The sequence below is a fragment of the Limnohabitans sp. 63ED37-2 genome (genome assembly GCF_001412535.1).
Lineage (GTDB): Bacteria > Pseudomonadota > Gammaproteobacteria > Burkholderiales > Burkholderiaceae_C > Limnohabitans_A.
Genome location: NZ_CP011774.1, coordinates 1,951,644 through 1,965,265, shown reverse-complemented (window position 1 = coordinate 1,965,265; position 13,622 = coordinate 1,951,644). Strand labels below are relative to the sequence as shown.

Below are 13,622 nucleotides of genomic sequence, written 5' to 3'. Positions count from 1 at the left end.
TGCGTCATGAATAAACCCAAAGCACGCCCGGCCATGCCCCAGGCCCACGATCTGGAGCCGGGCTTGGTGGTCGCCACCTATGGCCGCCACTGCCTGGTCGAGACACCCGAAGGCCGTCGCCTGATTTGCCACCCCCGAGGCAAGAAAAATCAGGTGGTGGTGGGCGACCAGGTGCTGTGGCAAATCGCGGGCGACGAGGGCAGCATCGAAAAACTGCAAGAGCGCCGCAACCTGTTTTACCGGCAAGACGAAATCCGCACCAAATCTTTTGCTGCCAATCTGGACCGCGTGCTGATCTTGATTGCGGCTGATCCTGAATACTCAGAAAGCCAGCTTTCACGCGCCTTGGTGGCGGCCGAGGCCGAACGCATCACGCCCATCATCGCGCTCAACAAAAGCGACCTGGCCCAGCCCTTCGCCCAAGCCTGGGAGCGCCTGGCCCCTTACCGTGCCATGGGCTACAGCGTCATGCCCATCAGCCTGAGCCCCCGCAGCCCGGTGGCCGACGATGGTGTGGCTGCCTTGTGTGCGCATTTGCAAGGCCTGACCACCTTGGTGCTGGGACCGTCTGGCAGCGGCAAAAGCACCTTGATCAACCGCTTGGTGCCCGATGCGCAGGTGGAAACGGGTGAGATTTCGCTGGCGCTTAACTCGGGCAAACACACCACCACCAGCACACGTTGGTACTGGGTGCCAGCACTTGATGCGTCAACTCAAACGGGTGATGAAAATGGTGCTGCCAATGACGCAGCTCGCACGGCTTTGATCGATTCGCCCGGCTTTCAGGAGTTTGGCTTGCACCACATCGAGCCCACCCGCCTGGCCGATTGCATGCCCGATTTGCGCCAGCATTTGGGCGGCTGCAAGTTCTACAACTGCACGCATTTGCACGAGCCCGGTTGTGCGGTGTTGGCGCAGGTCGAAACCGCTGAGCACCCTGGCACCATCAGCGTGCGCCGTCACCGCATTTACGCGCAGCTGTTTGAGGAGTTGGGCCAGCAACGCTGGTGATGACGTGGGCCTGGTCAGCCCACCAGGTTGGCCATGGTCAGCAAAGCCAACAACAGCAGCCACATGATCACGGTGCGCCATACCAGGCCCACCACCTGGGCAAAGTGCGCCACGGCAGCCACACGACCTGGCGTGCTGCTGCTGTCTGGTGTCTCCGTCGTGGGCAAACCTTCTGCGGCGGGTTGCAAAGCAGCGCCACCCAAACGGATGTTGATGGCGCCTGAGGTGGCGGCCAGGATGACACCATCGTTGTCTTGAGGAAAGTTCTGTGCGTGGTGTCGCCAGCCGTCCATGGCGTCTTCAAAACTGCCCACAATCGCAAAGCCCAAGGCTGTCATGCGCGAGGGCAGCCAGTCCAGGGCTTGCCAAGCCCGCGCCGAGACCGAGCGCAGCACCTCGCTGGGCAAAGAGCCATCGGCCGATGGCTCTTGCCAGCGCCGCTGCGCCCATTCGGTCAGGCGGTAAATCACCGCGCCCACCGGCCCCAAGCCGATGATGGACAGGGCGGCGTACCAAAAAAACACCCCAAACACATGGCGGTGCGCAGCAATCACTGAGTACTCGATCACATGCCGCACGATCTCGCTGCGCGGGATTTGCCCCACTTGCACCTGCTGCCACTGCGCCAGCAATTCGCGGGCCTTGTCTTCGTCGCCGTTTTCCAGGGCTTCACGGATTCCGGTGAAGTGGTGGCTGAATTGTCGAAAACCCAAGGTGACATACAACAGGGCCACATTCCACAGCACAGCCACCCACCAGCCCAGCGTCCACTCGAACAACCAATGCAAGAGCACGGCCAGCAAGGCTGGGGAGAGGACGGCGATGCCCCAAGTCACCCAGGCTTGGGGGCGGGTGCCCGCGTCGAAGGTGCGCACCACCCAAGCCGTCCAGTGTTCGACCAAGACAAAGACCTGGTTGTGGGTCTTGAGGGGGCGGGCTTGCTCCAGCAAGAGGGCCAGCAAGATGGCAAAAAAACTCATGGCGTTCTCATGTGGATGGCGAGGCCACCAGAAATTGGTAAAAATTGCGCAGCATACCGGCCGTGGCACCCCAGATGAAATGCTCGACGGCCTGCACTTGGCCGTGGGCCGTGGTGCGCTGCTCCTCGTAAGGCATCGAGAACCAATGCCTGCGAGCACCTTGCCAATCCATGGCGTGGCGGCGGTGGTTGGCCGGGTTCATCAAAAAAGCCAGAGGCACCTCAAACACATCGGCCACTTCGTCGGCATTGGGGCGCAGATCGAAATTAGGAGAAACCAAGCCAATCACCGGCGTGACCCAGAAGGCCGTGCCTGTGATGTAAACCGGCAACTCGCCAATGACCTGCACATGGCGGGCCGCCAAGCCCACTTCCTCTTCGGCCTCGCGCAAGGCGGTGGCGTGCAGGTTGGCGTCCTCGGGGTCCACCTTGCCACCGGGAAACGCAATTTGCCCCGAATGGGTCTTCATGTGCGAGGCGCGGCGCGTCAGCAGCACCGTGGGCAAGGAAGCGTTCGGCCCGCGCATCACGATGGGCACCAGCACGGCCGCTTGGGCGGGGGCACGGTCGGAGCTGAAGTTTTCCCGCACCACTTCCGGATGCCACACAGGCGGATGCGCAAACCGGGCTTTCAGAGCCTCGGGCTGCAAATTCGCAGTCGGCACAGCGGGCATGTCGTGGTCGATTTGCCATACCGGGACTTGTCGCGGATCAAAGAGTGGATTTTTGGACACAGGCACTATTTATACCCGACAAGGCAGGGCACGCGGCTGCAGGCCCAGACTCGGCGCAGGTGCACACAGGGCGTGGCCGTAAAATACGACCGGTTGCCTGATGGCGCAACCTTACTGGTTTACACAATATGGATACAGCTCATTTTATGAAACGCGACTATTTTTCTCACGACACCCGTTCCGAGCGCCGCTTTGGTGAACACCGGGGGGGCACCTGCATGGCCCTGATCGATGGCCGCTTCCTGATCTGGCTCGCGCAGCAAGGTGCCATGGGCGCCACGGGCGAATCGGTCAACCGTCAGGGTTTGCTCAGCTTGCTGTCTCAGGCCCTGTCACAGGCTGCACTCGATGTGGATTTGCGCCGCATCTACTGGTACAGCGACCGCTCGGATGGCCTGGTCATCGATGACCAGATCGTTCGCCTGGTGCAAGCGCACGATGCCGATGGCGGAGCGTCGCTGTTGCGCTCCTTGGGTCACGACCTCAAACAATTGGCCGAGCACCATGCCTGTGACCATGTGCTGGTGGCCAGCGACGACGAACGTTTCCTCGCCACCATTGACGAGGCCCAACTCAGCGGCGTGAGCGTGCATTTGCTGGCCGACGAGTCGGCCCGCAACATGCCACAAATGGTGCGCACCGACCCGGGCTGGGCCCGATTGCTGGCCCAGGCTGACCGCCGTGTGGTGGTGAACTCACAAGCCTTGGCCGATATGCTGCAGGGCAAGCTGCCCACCGGCATGGGCCTGGCCGTCGAGGATGTGGAAGAGCTGCGCAAATCGATGCACGAGGTCATCAGCGCCTGGTGGGCCGACGAGCCCGAAGACCTGCGCGAAGATTTGCGCGACGCGCTGCAGATCAGCCGAGGCATTCCCCAAGAAGTGGACCGCCAACTTTTGCTGCGCATGCGTCAGCGCCTGGCACGCGCCTTGAGCCTGCCCGAGAAGAAAATGCTGCGTGAAATCTTGCGTCAGGTTGTGACAGAGTCTGCAGCCCCAGCGACGGTGGTGGAGGGCGGTTTGCCCCCCGATCTGACCGACTGATCTGGCGGCCCAGGGCCTGCCTGGCTAGGACCAGGAGGCCCCGCTGGTGTCATCTCAATTTTGCAATTTGTTGCAACTAAAGATGATCAAAGTATTAAATGTGAAGACATTGCTGATAAATTTCATTCATGCCATCCAGCATCCACCCACAGGAGCATGAAACCATGACCACAGCAGCCCGTTTGATACCTCTGAACACCCGTCACATCAGCGCCCCCGTGCACCAGGACCACTTCACCTTGGCCATGCACCAGGAAGCAGAAAATGCCCTGGCCATGGCGCTGCATTATTTGCGCTCAAGCGGCAGCAACGTGCCGGGTGCCACACGAAAAGCTGTGCAGGCCTTGGGTGCTTTGAACCGGCTCGAAATGTTGTCGGTAGGTTCGGGTGCACGAACCACTGGACGCGCGTAAAAAGCCCGCCTTCAAACTTGCGCGTGGTATTGGGTCACGCGCTCGACTTCGTTTTTGGAGCCGAGCACCACGCTCACCCGCTCGTGCAGCTGGCTGGGTTGCATGTCCAAAATGCGCTCTTTGCCATTGGTGGCCGCGCCACCGGCTTGCTCGATCAACCAGCTCATGGGGTTGGCTTCGTAGAGCAGGCGCAGTTTGCCGGCCTTGTGAGGCTCGCGCTTGTCCCAGGGGTACATGAACACACCGCCACGCGTCAGGATGCGGTGCACATCAGCGACCATGCTGGCGATCCAGCGCATGTTGAAGTCCTTGCCGCGTGGGCCTTCCTTGCCCTGCAGACACTCGTCAATGTAGCGGCGCACGGGCTCGTCCCAGTGGCGCATATTGCTCATGTTGATCGCGAATTCTTTGGTGTCGGCCGGTACCTGCACGTTTTCTTGGGTCAGCACAAATGAGCCCTGCTCGCGGTCGAGTGTGAACATGGCCACACCATCGCCCACAGTCAGCACCAGCGTGGTTTGTGGACCGTACACGCAATAACCGGCAGCCACTTGGTTCTTGCCGGGCTGCAAAAAGTCTTGCTCGGTCACGCCTTGGCTGTCGTCCGCTTTTTTCAACACACTGAAAATGGTGCCGATGCTGACGTTGACATCGATGTTCGATGAACCGTCCAGTGGGTCAAACATGAGCAGGTATTCGCCTTGCGGATAGCGGTTGGGCACCAGGTAAATGCTGTCCATTTCCTCGCTGGCCATGGCCGCCAAGTGGCCACCCCATTCGTTGGCCTCAAGCAGCACCTCGTTGGCGATGATGTCGAGTTTCTTTTGCACTTCGCCTTGAACGTTTTCACTTTCGGCGCTGCCCAGCACCCCCCCCAAAGCGCCTTTGTTCACGGCGTGGCTGATGCTTTTGCAGGCGCGGGCCACCACTTCGAGCAGCAGGCGCAAATCGGCTGGGATGTGGCCTTTGTCGCGCTGCTGCTCGACCAGGTAGCGGGAGAGGGAGATTTTGCTGCTCATGTTCATTCCTTGGGTTCGGGCATCGACGGTGGGTGCGGCAGATTAAGCCGCACTCAGGGCACGGCTGACGACTTCGCGCACGTCGTTCGACAAGTCTGCTTTGGCCGCCACACGCTCAATGGCCACACGGGCCGCGCTGCGGTAAGGCTCGGCCAGTCGGCTCCAGCGGTCCATGGCGCGGGCCAAGCGGGCGGCCACTTGGGGGTTGATCGAGTCCAATGCCAGCACCTGCTCGCTCCAGTACACATAACCTGCCGCGTCGGCGCGGTGGAAACCTGCCGGGTTGGCGCTGCAGTAACTGAAGATCAGGCTGCGGGCCCGGTTGGGGTTGCGCAGGCTGAAGTCGGGGTGCTGCATGAGTTGGCGCACACGCGGCAGCACATCGCCTGCACGGTCGGGCGCACCCGCTTGCAGGGCGAACCATTTGTCGATCACCAGCGCTTCGTGCTGGAACATTTTGTGGAACAAGGCCAAAGCGTCTTGCGCCAGGGCATGGCCACTGACCACCAGCGCCGACAAGGCGTTGAAGCGGTCGGTCATGTTGCCCGCGTCTTTGAACTGCTGGTACACGCGGCCGGGCGTGACGGCATCACCGTTGTGCACAGCGGCCACACACAGCATGGTCATGGACAGTCCCGCCAGGGCCCTGCGACCGCTTGACTTGGTGTCGGGTGTGTAGGCGCCGTTGTGCTTGTGGGCGTCCCAGGCCCATTGCCAGTCGGCTTGCAAGGCGGTGGCCAGTGTCAGACGCATGCTCTCGCGCAGCGCATGCACGCGCTGCGGGTCCACCACGTCGAGCTGGTCGGCGATGTAGTTCTCCGACGGCAGCGTCAGCGCCAGGTCTTTGAACGCCGCGTCCAGTTCGGGGTGGCGCAAGACATTGCGCAAGGCCCCAATCAAGGCATCGGACAGAACGGGCTGGCCCGTCAGGTCCTTGTTTTGCTGGATGGCGTCGGTAGCGCTTTGCAGCATCAGGCGCTGGCCAGCTTCCCACTGGTTGAAGGGGTCGCTGTCGTGGGCCAGCAAGATCAGCAGGTCGGCTGCGGACAAACCGTCTTCCAGCACCACGGGGGCGCTGAAACCGCGCAGCAATGAGGGCACAGGCTCGCTGTCGATGTTGACAAAGCTGAAGCTGGCACTTTCTTCGGTCAGCACCAGGGTTTGCTGCAAGGCGCTGTGGTGGGCATCCGCCAACTGCAAGGGCAGGGCAGTGCCGTCTCGGCTGAGCAAGCCCAGCGTGACTGGAATCACAAAAGGTTTTTTATCGGCTTGGTCGGGTGTCGCGGGGCAGCTTTGGCGCAGGGTCAGGGTGTAGCTGCGTTCATTGGCGCTGTAGACACCGCTGGCCTGCAGGCGGGGGGTACCCGCCTGGCTGTACCAGTGCTTGAATGCGGTGAGGTTCTGGGTCAGCGCAGAGCCGGGGTTGGCGTCGGCAATGGCTTGTGCAAAGTCGTCGCAGGTCACGGCTTGGCCATCGTGGCGCTCGAAGTAGAGCTTCATGCCCTTGGCAAACCCGTCGCGGCCTTGCAGGTCAGCGGGGCTGGCCACCAGGGTTTGCATCATGCGAACGACTTCAGAGCCTTTTTCGTAGATGGTGACGGTGTAGAAGTTGTTGATCTCGACGTAGCTGTCCGGGCGCACGGGGTGGGCCATGGGGCCTGCGTCTTCGGCAAACTGCACGGTGCGCAAGACGCGCACGTCTTCGATGCGCTTGACGGCGCGGGCGCTGGCAACCCCTGCCATGTCCTGGCTGAACTCCTGATCGCGGAAAACCGTCAGGCCTTCTTTCAGCGAGAGCTGGAACCAGTCGCGGCAGGTGATGCGGTTGCCGGTCCAGTTGTGGAAGTACTCGTGGCCCACGACCGATTCGATGTTGCCGAAATCCAGGTCGGTCGCGGTGTTCGGGTTGGCCAGCACGAACTTGGTGTTGAAGATGTTCAGGCCCTTGTTTTCCATCGCGCCCATGTTGAAGTCGCTGGTGGCGACGATCATGAAGCGCTCCAGGTCCAGCGGCAGGCCAAAGCGGGCCTCGTCCCAGGCCACGCTGGCCATGAGCGAGTTCATCGCGTGCTCGGTCTTGTCCAGGTCGCCGGGGCGCACAAACACCTGCAGCAAGTGCTCGGTGCCGCTGCGGCTGAGGATGCGCTGCTCGCGAGCCACCAGCTGACCAGCCACCAAGGCAAACAGGTAGCAGGGCTTTTTGTGCGGGTCGACCCACTTGGCAAAGTGGCGGCCGTCTTCCAAGGCGCCTTGCTCGACCAGGTTGCCGTTGGAGAGCAGCACCGGGTACTTGGCCTTGTCGGCACGCAGCGTGACGGTGTAGCTGGCCATCACGTCTGGGCGGTCCAGGAAGTAGGTGATGCGCCTAAAACCCTCGGCCTCGCACTGCGTGAAGAATGAGTCGTTGCTGACGTACAGGCCCATCAGCTGGGTGTTTTTCTCGGGGTTGCAGGTGGTGAAGATTTCCAGATCGAAGGGTTCATGGCCATCGGGCAGGTTTTCAAGCACCAGCTGCGCGCCGTCCATCTTGAACGAGGTGCCGCCACCGTTGACCAGCACGCGGGCCAGGTTCAGGTCTTCGCCATCCAGACGCAGCGGTTGGGCCGCCACATCGGGGTTGCGGCGCAGGCGCATCTTGTTCAGGACGCGGGTTTTGGCCGGGTCCAGATCAAAGGTCAAATCGACGGTGTCGATCCAGAAAGCCGGGGCGGCATAAGCCTCCCGGTGGATCGCTGTGGGTTGTCCTTCACGCATCAGGAACTCCGTTTGGGTTGAGGTCTGAGCAGCTCAGAGGCCTTGTTTCAGTGAGGCTTCGATGAACGCATCGAGGTCGCCATCGAGCACCTTTTGGGTGGCCGAAATTTCGACGTTGGTGCGCAAATCCTTGATGCGGCTGTTATCCAGCACATAGCTGCGGATCTGGTGACCCCAGCCCACATCGGTCTTGGTGTCTTCCAGCTTTTGCTGCTCTTCCAAGCGCTTGCGCATCTCGAAGTCATACAGGCGCGAGCGCAGGCGCTGCCAAGCCACATCGCGGTTGCTGTGTTGGCTGCGGCCGTCTTGGCACTGCACCACAATGCCCGTGGGGATGTGCGTCAAGCGCACCGCCGAGTCGGTCTTGTTGATGTGCTGGCCCCCCGCGCCGCTGGCACGGAAGGTGTCGGTGCGCACGTCAGAAGGGTTGATGTTGATCTCGATCGAGTCGTCGATCTCGGGGTAGACGAACAACGAAGCGAAGGAGGTGTGGCGGCCACCCGACGAGTCAAACGGGCTCTTGCGCACCAAACGGTGCACGCCGGTTTCGGTGCGCAGCAGGCCAAACGCGTATTCGCCTTCGATTTTGATGGTCGCACCTTTAATGCCTGCCGTGTCGCCGGGGGTTTCATCTTCCACCGTGGCCTTGAAGCCTTTACGCTCGGCGTACTTGATGTATTGGCGCAGCAGCATGCTGGCCCAGTCGCAAGCTTCTGTGCCGCCGGCACCGGCTTGGATGTCGACAAAGCAGTTGAGCGGATCGGCCTCGTGGCGGAACATGCGGCGAAATTCGAGCTCTTCCACCAGCCGAGCCAGTTTGGCGGTTTCGGCTTCGATGGTTTTGAGGCCGTCGTCGTCGCCTTCTTCCTTGCTCATCTCAAAGAGTTCAAGGTTGTCGGCCAATTCGCTCGTCAGGTTGGTGATGGTGACCACCACGCCGTCCAGCGCTTTTTTCTCTTTGCCCAGTTCTTGGGCTTTTTTGGGGTCGTTCCAGACTGAGGGATCTTCGAGGGATGCGTTGACGGTTCTCAGCCGTTCAGATTTGGCATCGTAGTCAAAGATACCCCCGTAACTCTTGGGTGCGGGCGCTCAGGTCGGTGAGGGTGGTGCCAATCTGATTGATGTGTTCTGCGTCCATGGGAAATACTCCGGTTCGGTAAACCTCGCATTTTCTCATGACTTGTCCGTGCGGACAGCCGCCCCATGACCGCCGCCAAGGTTTAAAAGCGGCGTCCGTACGAGAACATCAGTCCGGCATTGCCCAGGACTTTGACTTGCACGGAGTCATTCTGGGAGAACTGGTAGCCGATGACCGGGATGATGGCGGGCGAAAAACCGTTGTGGTTCAGAGGAACTTTGTCTTCGTAGGGCTTGACGTAGCCATACAAAATGCCCGCCGTGACCTTGACGAACAATTGGGGGACGCCCAACACGCCATTGAACTGCTGGCCTGCGTAGACATAAGCCGACGGTTGACCAAAGGAGTTGCTGAACAGGCTCACGCCGCACAAACGGTCACCCGGCAGCTGCTCGTCCAGGGACACCAGCACCACATGCTTGTGTTCAGGGCTGCGGCTCCAGTGGTGGGTGAAAGGCGAGAAGCTGATTTCCCCCCGGTGCGTGGGCTCGGGTGCGCCTTCGACGGCCAAAAACGAGGGGCAATAGCGGTCAGGCTTTTGCGCCAAGGCGGGGGCACAGGCCAGGCTCAGCATCAGGGCCAAGACCCCTAAAGGTCCTCGGAGTGGTTGTCGAATGGAAAACGGCATGGCGATGGGGGTCATGAAAAAGACCGCAAATTGTAGTTTGAGGCTCAGCGCAAAAAGTTTTCCAGCAAAGACGCCAAGGCCTGCGGCTGGTCGTGGTGCAGCATGTGCCCAGCGTCTTGCACTTGGGCTTGTTCAAGTTGGGGCACCGACTTCAGCCGCTCGTGAAACTCGGCCAAGGTGTATTTGCCTTTCCACCACTGGCTGAGCGAGTCGTCCGAGGCTTCCACCACCAGCACGGGGGCGCTGATGCGGCGGTACATCGCCAAGGCTTCTTCCAGGTGGAACAAATACGGGTTGATGACCTTGTGCGCCGAGTCGCCCAGGATGCGCCATTGGCCATCGGTGCCCGCTTGTGCCCAATGCTGGGCCAGCCAATCGGCTTTGTCTTGACCCAGGCGCGTGTTGGTCTTCATCAGGCGGGCCGCCACGCCTGCGGCGTCAGGGTAAGCCTTGAGCGTGTTGTCGCCCGCGCGTTGTGCTTTGAGCTCGTCGAGCCACTGCGCCATGCGGGTGGGGGCCTGGGCTGGCTGGGTGGTGGCCATGCCAAAGCCTTCGAGGTTGACCAAGCGGCGGATGCGCTCGGGGCGGGTGCCCGCGTACATCATGACCACGTTGCCGCCCATGCTGTGGCCGACCAGGTCAATGGCTTGGCCGGGGTAGAGCGCGTCGAGCAGGGCGTCCAGATCGGCCAAATAGTCGGGAAACCAGTAGCTGTCGGTGGGCGGGGTCTCGGTCAGGCCGTAACCGCGCCAGTCCATGGCGATGATGGGACGCTGGCTGACAAACGCTTCGCTGAAGGCGTCGACCATGAACTGGTACGAAGCGGCCACATCCATCCAGCCATGCGCCAACACCAGTGGTGTGGCCCCCGGTGTGGCAGTGCCCCATTGGCGGACGTGGTAACGGCAGCCGCGCAGCGGCACCCAGTGGCTTTGTGATTCGCGTAAAACTTGGTACATACTTTCGATCATAAGGAGACACACGATGAGCGTCAGTCGCAACCAGGACCGCCGGGACCCCATCACCCCGGACCGCTATGCGGCCATCCACCAAGGCTTTGGCTGGAAAGTGCCCAAGCGCTTCAACATGGCGCAGGCTTGCTGCGGCCAGTGGGCGGCGCAGCCCGCCACGGCCAGGCGTGTGGCCATCCGCGAACATGTGGCGGGGCACGGCTTGGGCCAGAGTTGGACCTTTGCCCAGCTGCAAACTGCGGCCAACCGCCTGAGCCGGGTGCTGCAGGCGCAGGGCGTGGTGCGTGGCGACCGGGTGGCGATTGTGTTGCCCCAGCGCTTTGAAACGGCCGTGGCCTACATGGCGGTGCTGCAAATGGGCGCGGTGGCCATGCCGCTGTCCATGCTGTTTGGGCCGGAAGCCCTGTCTTTTCGCATCAACGACAGCCAGGCCCGTGTGGCCGTGTGTGACGAATCCACCGTGCTAGCCTTGCAACAGGCCCGCCCCGACTGCCCCGGTTTGCAAACCCTGATCGGGGTGGGGGAGGCGGGGGCGCAGGCCGACCTCGATTACGCAAAAGCCGTGGCCAGCGAGGCCACTTCGTTCAAAGCCGTCAGCACCCTGGCCGAAGACCCGGCCGTGCTGATTTACACCAGCGGCACCACCGGCAACCCCAAGGGCGCACTCATCCCGCACCGGGCCCTGATCGGCAACCTGACGGGTTTTGTGTGCAGCCAGAATTGGTTTGGTTTTGATCCGTTCGACGCCAGTCGCCCGTCCAAAGCGGTGTTCTGGTCGCCCGCCGACTGGGCCTGGACCGGTGGGCTGATGGACGCCTTGCTGCCCAGCCTGTACTTTGGCAGGCCCATCGTGGCCTTCAACGGGCGGTTTTCGCCCGAGATGGCGTTTGAGATTTTGCAAACTCACGCGGTCACGCACACCTTTTTGTTCCCCACGGCACTCAAAGCCATGATGAAGGCGGTGCCCAATGTGAAAGCCCGCTACCGCCTGAAGCTGCAAGCCATGATGAGCGCGGGCGAAGCGGTGGGTGACGCGGTGTTTGCCTATGTCCAGCAGCAGATGGGCGTGACGGTGAACGAGATGTTCGGCCAGACCGAGATCAACTACGTGGTGGGCAACTGCGCCCGCCTGTGGCCCGCCAAACCGGGCAGCATGGGCAAGGGCTACCCGGGCCACCAGGTCGCCGTCATCGACGAGGCTGGCCAGCTTTGCCCACCCGGCACGCCGGGCGAGGTGGCCGTGAACCGTTTGGATGTGCATGGCCAGCCCGACCCGGTGTTCTTTTTGGGCTACTGGAACAACGACAAAGCCACCCAGGCGAAATACACGGGCAACTGGTGCCGCACGGGTGACATGGCAGTGGCGGACAAAGACGGCTACCTTTGGTACCAAGGCCGCACCGACGACATGTTCAAGGCCGCCGGTTACCGCATCGGCCCCGGCGAGATCGAGAACTGCCTGGTCAAGCACCCGGCTGTGCAGAATGCCGCTGTCGTGCCCAAGCCCGACGCCGACCGGGGTGCGGTGGTCAAGGCCTATGTGGTGCTGTCGCCCGACTGGTTGGCACGCAGGCCCACCGGGCCAGGCCAGGCCAGCTTTGACGACGAAGTGCGCCGCGAACTGCAGGCCCACGTGAAGGGTTTGTTGGCTCCTTATGAATACCCCAAAGAGATCGAATTCATCGACCAACTGCCCATGACCACCACCGGCAAGGTGCAGCGGCGGGTGCTGCGGCTGCAGGAAGAAGCACGCGCGACAGCGCTTAAAGGCCCAGCCCTTTGACGCGTGACAAAATCAACCCATCGCCTTGTTTCTCCCCTCGGGGAGAACCTGCAGGCTTGAATTCAACACAGTACACACCATGAAACTCGTTCAACTCGGTCAATCCGACCTGCAAGTGACCCCGATTTGCTTGGGCACCATGACCTTCGGCCAACAGGTGAGTGAAGCCGACGCGCACGCCATCCTGGACCGCTCACTGGAAGCGGGCATCAACTTCATCGACACGGCCGAGATGTACGCCGTGCCCGCTTCGGCCGACACCTGCGGCGCTACCGAGACCTTCATTGGCAACTGGTTTGCCCAAAACCCCGGTGCCCGCGAAAAGCTGGTGCTGGCCACCAAAGTGGCGGGCCCCTCGCGTGGCATGCCCTGGATCCGTGAAGGCTCGGGCATGACCGGGCAAGACATTATGAATGCCTGCGATGCCAGCCTGCGCCGTCTGCAAACCGATGTGATTGATCTGTACCAAATCCATTGGCCAGAGCGCCATGTGCCGGTCTTTGGCATGACGTATTTCGACCCGGCCAAAGACAAGTCGGTCACCTCCATCCACGAACAACTCGAAGCCCTGGCCAAATTGGTCAAAGCTGGCAAGGTGCGCTACATCGGCCTGTCCAACGAAACGCCTTATGGTGTGCACGAATTCGTGCGCCTGGCCGAGCAGCATGGCCTGCCGCGTGTGGCCACGGTGCAAAACCCTTATTGCCTGGTCAGCCGCACCTACGACAACGGTCTGGACGAGACCTGCTACCGGCTGAACGTGTCGATGCTGGCGTATTCGCCGCTGGGTTTTGGTTTGCTCACGGGCAAATACGACAACGACGACCTGCAAGGTCCTCTGGTGCCCGATGGTGGCCGCATCGCCCGCTACGACTCGATGCGCAAGCAGCGCTGGGGCCGCCCCGAGGCGCTGGTGGCGGCACGCCGCTACAACCAGCTGGCCCGCGACAACGGCATGACACCCACCCAGATGGCGCTGGCGTTTTGTTACCACCGCTGGAGCGTGGCCAGCACCATCATCGGGGTGACCTCGCTGGCGCAGCTCAACGAAGACCTGGCCGCTTGGAGCACCGAGCTCTCCCCCGAAGTGCTCAAGGCCATTGACGCCATCCGTTGGGAAATGCGCGACCCGGCCTTGTGATCCAGGTC

Annotated in this window: 12 protein-coding genes; 5 read left to right on the top strand and 7 right to left on the bottom strand. The window is 61.7% G+C overall.

The window, feature by feature from the left end; translation table 11 throughout:
- Positions 1 to 6: 6 nt before the first annotated feature.
- Entirely contained in the window at positions 7 to 1,011 is a 1,005-nt protein-coding gene (gene rsgA, locus L63ED372_RS09300; RefSeq protein ID WP_197275252.1) for a ribosome small subunit-dependent GTPase A, read from the top strand.
- A 14-nt stretch (positions 1,012 to 1,025) separates the two neighbouring features.
- Here rsgA and L63ED372_RS09295 read toward each other — a convergent pair whose 3' ends face one another.
- A complete protein-coding gene (locus L63ED372_RS09295) occupies positions 1,026 to 1,991 on the bottom strand; it encodes a CobD/CbiB family protein (RefSeq protein WP_062405551.1) in 966 nt (321 codons plus the stop codon).
- 7 nt (positions 1,992 to 1,998) lie between these two features.
- Positions 1,999 to 2,664: a CoA pyrophosphatase gene (locus tag L63ED372_RS09290; protein ID WP_082431782.1), complete on the bottom strand. Its 666-nt coding sequence runs from the start codon at positions 2,662 to 2,664 to the stop codon at positions 1,999 to 2,001.
- 206 nt (positions 2,665 to 2,870) lie between these two features.
- Here L63ED372_RS09290 and L63ED372_RS09285 point away from each other — a divergent pair, with 206 nt between their 5' ends.
- Positions 2,871 to 3,767 carry a hypothetical protein gene (locus L63ED372_RS09285; protein WP_062405547.1) on the top strand — a complete coding sequence of 299 codons (897 nt, stop codon included), beginning with the start codon at positions 2,871 to 2,873 and terminating at the stop codon, positions 3,765 to 3,767.
- Between the two features lie 164 nt (positions 3,768 to 3,931).
- Positions 3,932 to 4,180 carry a hypothetical protein gene (locus tag L63ED372_RS09280; RefSeq protein WP_082431781.1) on the top strand — a complete coding sequence of 83 codons (249 nt, stop codon included), beginning with the start codon at positions 3,932 to 3,934 and terminating at the stop codon, positions 4,178 to 4,180.
- A gap of 11 nt (positions 4,181 to 4,191) precedes the next feature.
- On the opposite strand, the gene L63ED372_RS09275 is transcribed toward L63ED372_RS09280, so the two are convergent.
- From L63ED372_RS09275 to L63ED372_RS09255, 5 genes are all read right to left on the bottom strand, one after another.
- A complete protein-coding gene (locus tag L63ED372_RS09275; protein ID WP_062407881.1) occupies positions 4,192 to 5,199 on the bottom strand; it encodes a class 1 fructose-bisphosphatase in 1,008 nt (335 codons plus the stop codon).
- 42 nt (positions 5,200 to 5,241) lie between these two features.
- Positions 5,242 to 7,953, bottom strand: coding sequence for an aminopeptidase N (pepN, locus tag L63ED372_RS09270; protein WP_062405543.1), 2,712 nt, complete (start codon positions 7,951 to 7,953; stop codon positions 5,242 to 5,244).
- A gap of 33 nt (positions 7,954 to 7,986) precedes the next feature.
- Positions 7,987 to 9,091, bottom strand: a protein-coding gene (gene prfB / locus L63ED372_RS09265; RefSeq protein WP_156343594.1) for a peptide chain release factor 2 whose coding sequence is annotated in 2 segments (ribosomal slippage) — positions 7,987 to 9,009 and positions 9,011 to 9,091 — 1,104 coding nt in all. Because the reading frame shifts where the segments join, the coding sequence is not laid out codon by codon here.
- 82 nt (positions 9,092 to 9,173) lie between these two features.
- A complete protein-coding gene (locus L63ED372_RS09260; protein ID WP_231624466.1) occupies positions 9,174 to 9,734 on the bottom strand; it encodes a hypothetical protein in 561 nt (186 codons plus the stop codon).
- A gap of 29 nt (positions 9,735 to 9,763) precedes the next feature.
- Complete coding sequence (locus L63ED372_RS09255) at positions 9,764 to 10,678, bottom strand: alpha/beta fold hydrolase (protein ID WP_062407877.1); 915 nt, start codon at positions 10,676 to 10,678, stop codon at positions 9,764 to 9,766.
- A 25-nt stretch (positions 10,679 to 10,703) separates the two neighbouring features.
- Between L63ED372_RS09255 and L63ED372_RS09250 the strand changes: the two genes are divergently transcribed.
- Positions 10,704 to 12,473: an acyl-CoA synthetase gene (locus L63ED372_RS09250; RefSeq protein WP_062405539.1), complete on the top strand. Its 1,770-nt coding sequence runs from the start codon at positions 10,704 to 10,706 to the stop codon at positions 12,471 to 12,473.
- A 79-nt stretch (positions 12,474 to 12,552) separates the two neighbouring features.
- A complete protein-coding gene (locus L63ED372_RS09245; RefSeq protein WP_062405537.1) occupies positions 12,553 to 13,614 on the top strand; it encodes an aldo/keto reductase in 1,062 nt (353 codons plus the stop codon).
- Positions 13,615 to 13,622 lie beyond the last annotated feature (8 nt).

What these genes read in the sequence shown, in the direction of transcription:
- L63ED372_RS09295 (WP_062405551.1), bottom strand. Translation starts at nt 1,991, where the DNA reads ATGAGTTTTTTTGCCATCTTGCTGGCCCTCTTGCTGGAGCAAGCCCGC.
- L63ED372_RS09285 (WP_062405547.1), top strand. Translation starts at nt 2,871, where the DNA reads ATGAAACGCGACTATTTTTCTCACGACACCCGTTCCGAGCGCCGCTTT.
- L63ED372_RS09280 (WP_082431781.1), top strand. Translation starts at nt 3,932, where the DNA reads ATGACCACAGCAGCCCGTTTGATACCTCTGAACACCCGTCACATCAGC.
- L63ED372_RS09250 (WP_062405539.1), top strand. Translation starts at nt 10,704, where the DNA reads ATGAGCGTCAGTCGCAACCAGGACCGCCGGGACCCCATCACCCCGGAC.
- L63ED372_RS09275 (WP_062407881.1), bottom strand. Translation starts at nt 5,199, where the DNA reads ATGAGCAGCAAAATCTCCCTCTCCCGCTACCTGGTCGAGCAGCAGCGC.
- L63ED372_RS09245 (WP_062405537.1), top strand. Translation starts at nt 12,553, where the DNA reads ATGAAACTCGTTCAACTCGGTCAATCCGACCTGCAAGTGACCCCGATT.
- rsgA (WP_197275252.1), top strand. Translation starts at nt 7, where the DNA reads ATGAATAAACCCAAAGCACGCCCGGCCATGCCCCAGGCCCACGATCTG.
- L63ED372_RS09255 (WP_062407877.1), bottom strand. Translation starts at nt 10,678, where the DNA reads ATGTACCAAGTTTTACGCGAATCACAAAGCCACTGGGTGCCGCTGCGC.
- L63ED372_RS09290 (WP_082431782.1), bottom strand. Translation starts at nt 2,664, where the DNA reads ATGCCCGCTGTGCCGACTGCGAATTTGCAGCCCGAGGCTCTGAAAGCC.
- L63ED372_RS09260 (WP_231624466.1), bottom strand. Translation starts at nt 9,734, where the DNA reads ATGACCCCCATCGCCATGCCGTTTTCCATTCGACAACCACTCCGAGGA.
- pepN (WP_062405543.1), bottom strand. Translation starts at nt 7,953, where the DNA reads ATGCGTGAAGGACAACCCACAGCGATCCACCGGGAGGCTTATGCCGCC.